Below are 6009 nucleotides of genomic sequence, written 5' to 3'. Positions count from 1 at the left end.
ATCGCCTGGGGTGTCTTCAAAAGCGGCCGGGACTTCGATCCGGCCATGCTGAAGGTGGGTCAAGCCTGCTTCCAGCAGGCTTGACCACGAACATAGGATCTCGACTCTACAGAATCAGGGCTTGGCCGGGACGGGTGCGGGCTTCGCTTCCGGCTTCGCTTCTGGCTTCGGTTCTACCTTCGCTTCCGGCTTCGCCGCAGCGGCCTTCGCAGCCTTGGCCGCATCCACTTTCGCCGCTTCGGCCTTCAAGCGTGCAGCCACCGAACCCGGGTTCTTCAGCTCGGCCAGCGCGTCGTTGATCGGGCCATCGCCCGGCAGTACCGCACCGGCGTGATAGCCCTCGGTGCCCTCGTCGTCACCGCGCAGATGGCCCGGCAGGGTCGCTTCGCTGTAATCGCTCAGGCTGGCCGGCAGTGCATCCTCGGCCGGCGTAGCGGCCGGCTTCAGTTCGACCTCCGGCACGATGCCCGTGGCCTGGATCGACTTGCCGCTGGGCGTGTAATAACGCGCGGTGGTCAGCTTCACCGAGTCACCGTTGTCCAGCGGCAGCACGGTCTGCACCGAGCCCTTGCCGAAGGTGCGGCTGCCAACCACGCGGGCGCGCTTGTTGTCGCGCAGTGCGCCGGCCAGCACTTCCGAGGCACTGGCCGAACCGGCGTCGACCAGCACCACCACCGGTGCGCCCTTCAGCAGGTCGCCCGGCGTTGCATCGAAACGTGCATCGCTGATGCTGATGCGGCCGCGGGTACTGACGATGTTGCCCTTGTCGAGCAGGTCGTCGGCCACCTGCACGGCAGCGGTCAGCAGGCCACCCGGGTTGCTGCGCAGGTCCAGCACCAGGCCCTTGAGCTGGCCACCGGACTGCTTCTGCAGCTGCTGCACGTGCTTCTGGAAGTCCGAACCGGTGTCGGCCTGGAAGGTGCTCAGGCGGATGTAGCCATAGCCCGGTTCCAGCAGGCGGCTGCGCACGCTGGTCACGCGGATGGTCTGGCGGGTGAGGCTGACATCGAACGGCTTGGGCTTGCCTTCGCGCACGATGGTCAGCACCACCTTGCTGCCGGCCGGGCCGCGCAGCGGTTCGCTGGCATCGATCGCGCTGATCGGCTTGCCGTCGATGGCGATGATCAGGTCACCGGCGAGGATGCCGGCCTTGGCCGCCGGCGTGTCGTCGATCGGCGAGATCACCTTCATGCTGGCGTTGTCTGGCTGCTGCTGCAGCTCAACGCCGATGCCTTCGTAGGCGCCGCTGGCCTGTTCGTCGAAGGCCTGCGCGTCTTCCTTGTTGAAGTAGGTGCTGTGCGGGTCGAGGTCGAGCAGCAGGCCACGCACCGCTGCCTGCATCAGCTTCTTGTCATCGACCGGATCGACGTAGGCGGCCCGCACTGCGTTGTAGACGGCCACGAAGCGGCGGATGTCCTCCAGCGGCACCTTCGAGGTCACCGCCTCCTCGCTGCTCGCTGCCTGCCCGCCGGTTTCCTGGCTCGGGGCGGGCGCGGTCTGCTGCGCCCAGGACAGCGCTGGCAACAGGGCCAGCAAGAGGGTGGCGGTACGGGCTGCGCGCATGGATCACTCCTGTCGACGGTGGCATGGTGCCCAAGGCACATGCACCGATTATGCGCGAAGCACAGCTAAATTCCCGTTGAATCCAGCCCGCACCTGGCGAGCGGGGATTCAGCGCCGCTGCAGCCAGCTGTCCGGATTCACCGGTTGCCCGCCACGACGCAGCTCGAAGTACAGCGCGGTGACCCCTTGGCCCCCCGAGTTGCCGACCTTGGCCACCGCATCGCCACGGCTGACCCGTGCACCGGCGTCCTTGAGCAGGGTGTCGTTGTGGGCGTACAGGCTCATGTAGCCATTGCCGTGGTCGACGATCAGGATCATGCCGTAGCCGGTCATCCAGTCGGAGAACACCACGGTACCGTCGGCCACAGCGGTGACGGTGCTGCCGGCCGGTGCGCCGATCAGCACGCCGCTGCTGGTACGCCCGTCAGGCAGCTTGCCGCCGTAGCGGGCCAGCAGGTTGCCGGACAACGGCCAACCCAGGCCCCCCACCTTCGGGGCCGGTGCGGAAGCCACCGCCGGCGGAACCTTGGTGGGCGGTGGCGGCCGTCCCTGTGCCGCGGCCTGGCGTGCGGCACGTTCGGCAGCGGCCTTCTCCGCTGCCGCACGGCGCGCAGCCGCGCGACGCTCGGCCTCGGCACGGGCGGCGGCCGCACGCAGATTGGCCAGCAGTGTTTCCAGCGCCTTGGCGTCCTGGCCCAGCGCCTGTTCCTTCTCGCGCTGGTCCTTGAAGCGCTCGTCCAGCGAGGCCACGGTCTTTGCACGATCGCGGCGGTCGGCTTCCAGCGCCGCTGCCTGCTGCTTCTGGTCCTGCTGCGCCCCCTGCAGCTTCTGCTTGCGCTCGGCAATCTGCGCCTGCAGCGCTTCCAGTTCCTTCAGGTCGGCGGTCAGCGTGGTGATGCGCTGGGCCCGCTCACGCTGCAGGTAGCGGTGGTAGGCCAGGGCACGGTTGGCATCGGCCACCGTGTCCTGCGACAACAGCAGTTTCAACGGTGCATGGTTGCCCAGCTGGTAGGCCGCGCGCAGCAGGCCGGCCAGCTCGCGGTGCTGCTGGGCGAGGTTGGCCTGCAACGTGCTGCGGCGCTGTTCGGCCTCGGCCAGGGCCCTTCCCTGCTCGCGCAGCGCGGTTTCGGTCTGCGCAAGCGCACGGCCGGTGCGGGCCACCTTTTCATCTGCCTCACGCAGCTGCTGTGAGGCCTGGCCGCGCTGGCCCTCGATCTGCCGACGCTCCTGCGCCACGCCCTTCAGCTCACTGCGCAGCTTCTGCAGCTTGCGCTCGGTCTCGCGCGTGGTCTGCGCGGCGCCCGGCAGCGGCAACGCCAGTGCCAAAGCCAGCCCCAACAGCAGGCAGCGCCCGCCGCGAGCAGCGGCGATGTGATGTCGGCGTGATGGGAAGGCGTTGTTGCGCAAGGGCTTTCCAGTGACTTCAGGCAGTTGCAGGGGGTACCGGGGAATGGTGACATCTCCGCACGCGGCCTGCCAGCCGCACATCCATCGAGGTCCCCATGAAAGCTCTCTCCATTCCGCTGCTGTTGGGCGTACTGCTGGTCACCGGGCCAGTGGCAGCGCAGGAAAACATCAGCAAGGTCAACGGCAGCATCAGCGCCGAACCCGGCCAGCGCTACGGCAAGCTGGACACCGTCAACGGCGGCATCCGCGTCGGCGAAGGCGTCGAGACCGGCAGCATCGACACAGTCAACGGCGGGGTCAAGGTCGCCGATCGCGCGCGCACCGGCAAGATCGAAACGGTCAACGGCGGCGTACGCCTGGGCCGCGAAGTGATCGCACACGGCAGCGTCAGCACCGTCAACGGCAGCATCTTCAGCGATCGCGGCAGCCAGATCGAAGGCGGCGTTGAAACCGTGAACGGTGGCATCGGGCTGGTCGAAAGCCGCGTCGGCAACGACGTGGAAACCGTCAACGGTGACATCACCGTGGGCATCGGTTCGCAGGTCAAGGGCGGTGTGCACGTGCGCAAGCCAAACTTCAGCGTCTCGCTGACCGCCAGCCGCAAGCCACGCGTGATCATCGGTCCGAATGCCGTGGTGGACGGCCCGTTGCAGTTCGAACGCGAGGTGGTGCTGTACGTGCACCGCACGGCCCGCATCGGCCCGGTCACCGGCGCCGAGCCGATCCCGTTCGACACCGAAACCGCTCCGGCGGACTGAGCACACCGCGCCCATCGGTTCGGTGATACTCGCTGTTACCGGTCGTACACGTGGTGCGGCCGCCCTTTGTTTTCCAGGAATCGACGATGCCCCGCAAACTCCTCCTGTGCCTGGCCGCTGCGGCCGCGCTCAGTGCCTGCAAAGGCGAAGACACGCCGGCGCCCGCGCCGGCCACCGACACCGCCGCTGCCAAGCCGGCGGCCCATGCGTTCTCGCCGGAGATCAACGCCGGCGACTTCGCCGAGATGGTCAAGACGCTGGCTTCGGATGAATTCGAAGGCCGCGCCCCGGGCAGCAAGGGCGAGGAACTGACGGTCAACTACATCCGCGACCAGATGCAGCGCATCGGCCTGCAGCCCGGCAACGGCGACAGCTGGTTCCAGGATGTGCCGATGACCGAGACCACGGCCGACGAATCGACCGTGCTGAAGATCACCCAGGGCGGCAAGACCACCGAGCTGAAGTTCGGCACCGACATGGTGGTGGGTACCCGTACCGGCCAGGCCGAGGTGAAGGTCGATGCCAGCGACCTGGTGTTCGTCGGCTACGGCGTCGACGCGCCGGAGCAGAAGTGGAACGACTACGCCGGCCAGGACTGGAAGGGCAAAACGGTCGTCATGTTCGTCAACGACCCGGGCTTCCATGTCGATGACGCGAAGCTGTTCGACGGCAAGCGCATGACCTATTACGGGCGCTGGACCTACAAGTTCGAGGAGGCTGCGCGAAAGGGCGCCGCTGCCGCGCTGATCGTGCACGACACCGCCGGCGCTTCCTACGGCTGGGATGTGGTGAAGAACTCCTGGGCAGGCCCGCAGTACGACCTGCCGGCCAAGGATGACCCGGAAGCCCGCATTCCGGTGCAGGGCTGGCTGAGTGCCGACGCTGCCAAGGCGCTGTTCGCCGGTGCCGGCCTGGACCTGGCGCAGGCCTACAAGGACGCCAGCAAGCGCGGCTTCAAGCCGGTGCCGCTGAAGGCCACCGCTGCGGTCGATCTGAAGAGCCAGATCGCGCAGAAGCAATCGCGCAACGTGGTGGGCGTACTGCCGGGCAGCAAGCGTGCCGACGAGGCCGTGCTGTACATGGCGCACTGGGATCACCTGGGCAAGCACGAGGGCGAGACCGGCGACAACATCTACAACGGCGCGGTCGACAACGCGACCGGCGTGGCCGGCATTCTCGAAGTGGCCGAAGCAATGGCCCACCAGGAGCCGAAGCCGGAACGTTCGGTGGTGTTCCTGGCGGTGACCCTGGAAGAATCCGGCCTGCTGGGTTCGAAGTACTATGTTGCCCATCCGACCTTCCCGCTGGACAAGATCGCCGGCGTGATCAACATCGATGCGATGTCGGTGGCTGGCCGTGCCAAGGACGTGACCGTCACCGGCTTCGGCAGCTCGGAGCTGGAAGACATCCTCAAGCCGCTGGCCGCGGCCCAGGACCGTACCCTGCACGGCGAGACCTCGGTACAGAGTGGCTTCTACTTCCGTTCCGATCACTTCAACTTCGCCAAGGCCGGTGTGCCGGCCCTGTACGCCGATGGCGGCGAAGACCTGCGCGAGGGTGGCGTGGACGCGGGCCGCAAGGCTGCAGCCGACTACGGCGCCAACCGCTACCACGGCCCGAAGGACGAGTTCGATGCGGCCACCTGGAAGCTGGACGGCACCGTCGAAGACCTGCAGCTGATGTACGGCGTCGGCAAGGAACTGGCCGGTGGCGATCGTTGGCCGAACTGGTACGAAGGCAACCCGTTCAAGGCAGCCCGCGACGCGATGATGAAGGACAAGGCCCCGGCTGCGGCGAAGTAGCGTCGAGCTTGCTCGACTGAGTACTGAAGCAAGCCAAGGCGGCGCCCGCAAGGGCGCCGCTTTTTTGTGTGTGATCGCGCCCTGCAGTTTTAGATGCCAACCTTGGTTGGCGCCGTGGTTCCATGCAGAGAGCATCCACGCATGGCGTGGATCTACTTGTAGTGCCTGCCGCTGGCCGGCAAACGATCGCTGTGTGGGCCTGCTGTTGGTAGCCGCCAACCTTGGTTGGCGCCGTGGTTCCATGCAGAGAGCATCCACGCATGGCGTGGATCTACCGGTAGTGCCGGCCGCTGGCCGGCAATCACAGCGACGCGCACTGTCTGGACCTGCTGCCGGGGGTTGGCACCGCTCTTCGCAGGGACAGCCATCCACGCATGGCGTGGATCTACCGGCCGGTCTGCAGCCACGGCAGTGGCGGGCCCCGGGCGCCCCACCCCCCCCAAAGCGCGCCAAAAAAAAAAAAACCCACCCTTAGCGAC

General features: G+C 67.1%; 4 protein-coding genes. 2 read left to right on the top strand and 2 right to left on the bottom strand.

Annotated features, from left to right (window positions below; all coding sequences use genetic code 11):
• Nucleotides 1-114 precede the first annotated feature (114 nt).
• Complete coding sequence (locus ABE423_RS20390) at nt 115-1563, bottom strand: S41 family peptidase (RefSeq protein ID WP_346487322.1); 1449 nt, start codon at nt 1561-1563, stop codon at nt 115-117.
• A gap of 108 nt (nt 1564-1671) precedes the next feature.
• Nucleotides 1672-2970, bottom strand: coding sequence for a peptidoglycan DD-metalloendopeptidase family protein (locus tag ABE423_RS20385; RefSeq protein WP_010484243.1), 1299 nt, complete (start codon nt 2968-2970; stop codon nt 1672-1674).
• A 95-nt stretch (nt 2971-3065) separates the two neighbouring features.
• Here ABE423_RS20385 and ABE423_RS20380 point away from each other — a divergent pair, with 95 nt between their 5' ends.
• Together ABE423_RS20380 and ABE423_RS20375 are read left to right on the top strand one after the other, a co-directional pair.
• Nucleotides 3066-3728: a hypothetical protein gene (locus tag ABE423_RS20380; RefSeq protein WP_032129713.1), complete on the top strand. Its 663-nt coding sequence runs from the start codon at nt 3066-3068 to the stop codon at nt 3726-3728.
• Nucleotides 3729-3814: 86 nt separating this feature from the next.
• Nucleotides 3815-5530 (top strand): M28 family metallopeptidase, encoded by a 1716-nt coding sequence (locus tag ABE423_RS20375; RefSeq protein ID WP_049421206.1) that lies wholly within the window; start codon nt 3815-3817, stop codon nt 5528-5530.
• The last annotated feature ends 479 nt before the right edge of the window (nt 5531-6009 follow it).

Origin of the sequence: Stenotrophomonas sp. TWI1409 (assembly GCF_039673015.1) — a bacterium.
Lineage (GTDB): Bacteria > Pseudomonadota > Gammaproteobacteria > Xanthomonadales > Xanthomonadaceae > Stenotrophomonas > Stenotrophomonas maltophilia_A.
Note: the sequence above shows the minus strand (reverse complement) of the source record. Positions and strands in the feature narration are given on the sequence as shown.

Excerpts from the sequence above, each read along its gene's own strand:
- ABE423_RS20390 (WP_346487322.1), bottom strand. The coding sequence starts at position 1,563 with ATGCGCGCAGCCCGTACCGCCACCCTCTTGCTGGCCCTGTTGCCAGCG.
- ABE423_RS20380 (WP_032129713.1), top strand. The coding sequence starts at position 3,066 with ATGAAAGCTCTCTCCATTCCGCTGCTGTTGGGCGTACTGCTGGTCACC.
- ABE423_RS20375 (WP_049421206.1), top strand. The coding sequence starts at position 3,815 with ATGCCCCGCAAACTCCTCCTGTGCCTGGCCGCTGCGGCCGCGCTCAGT.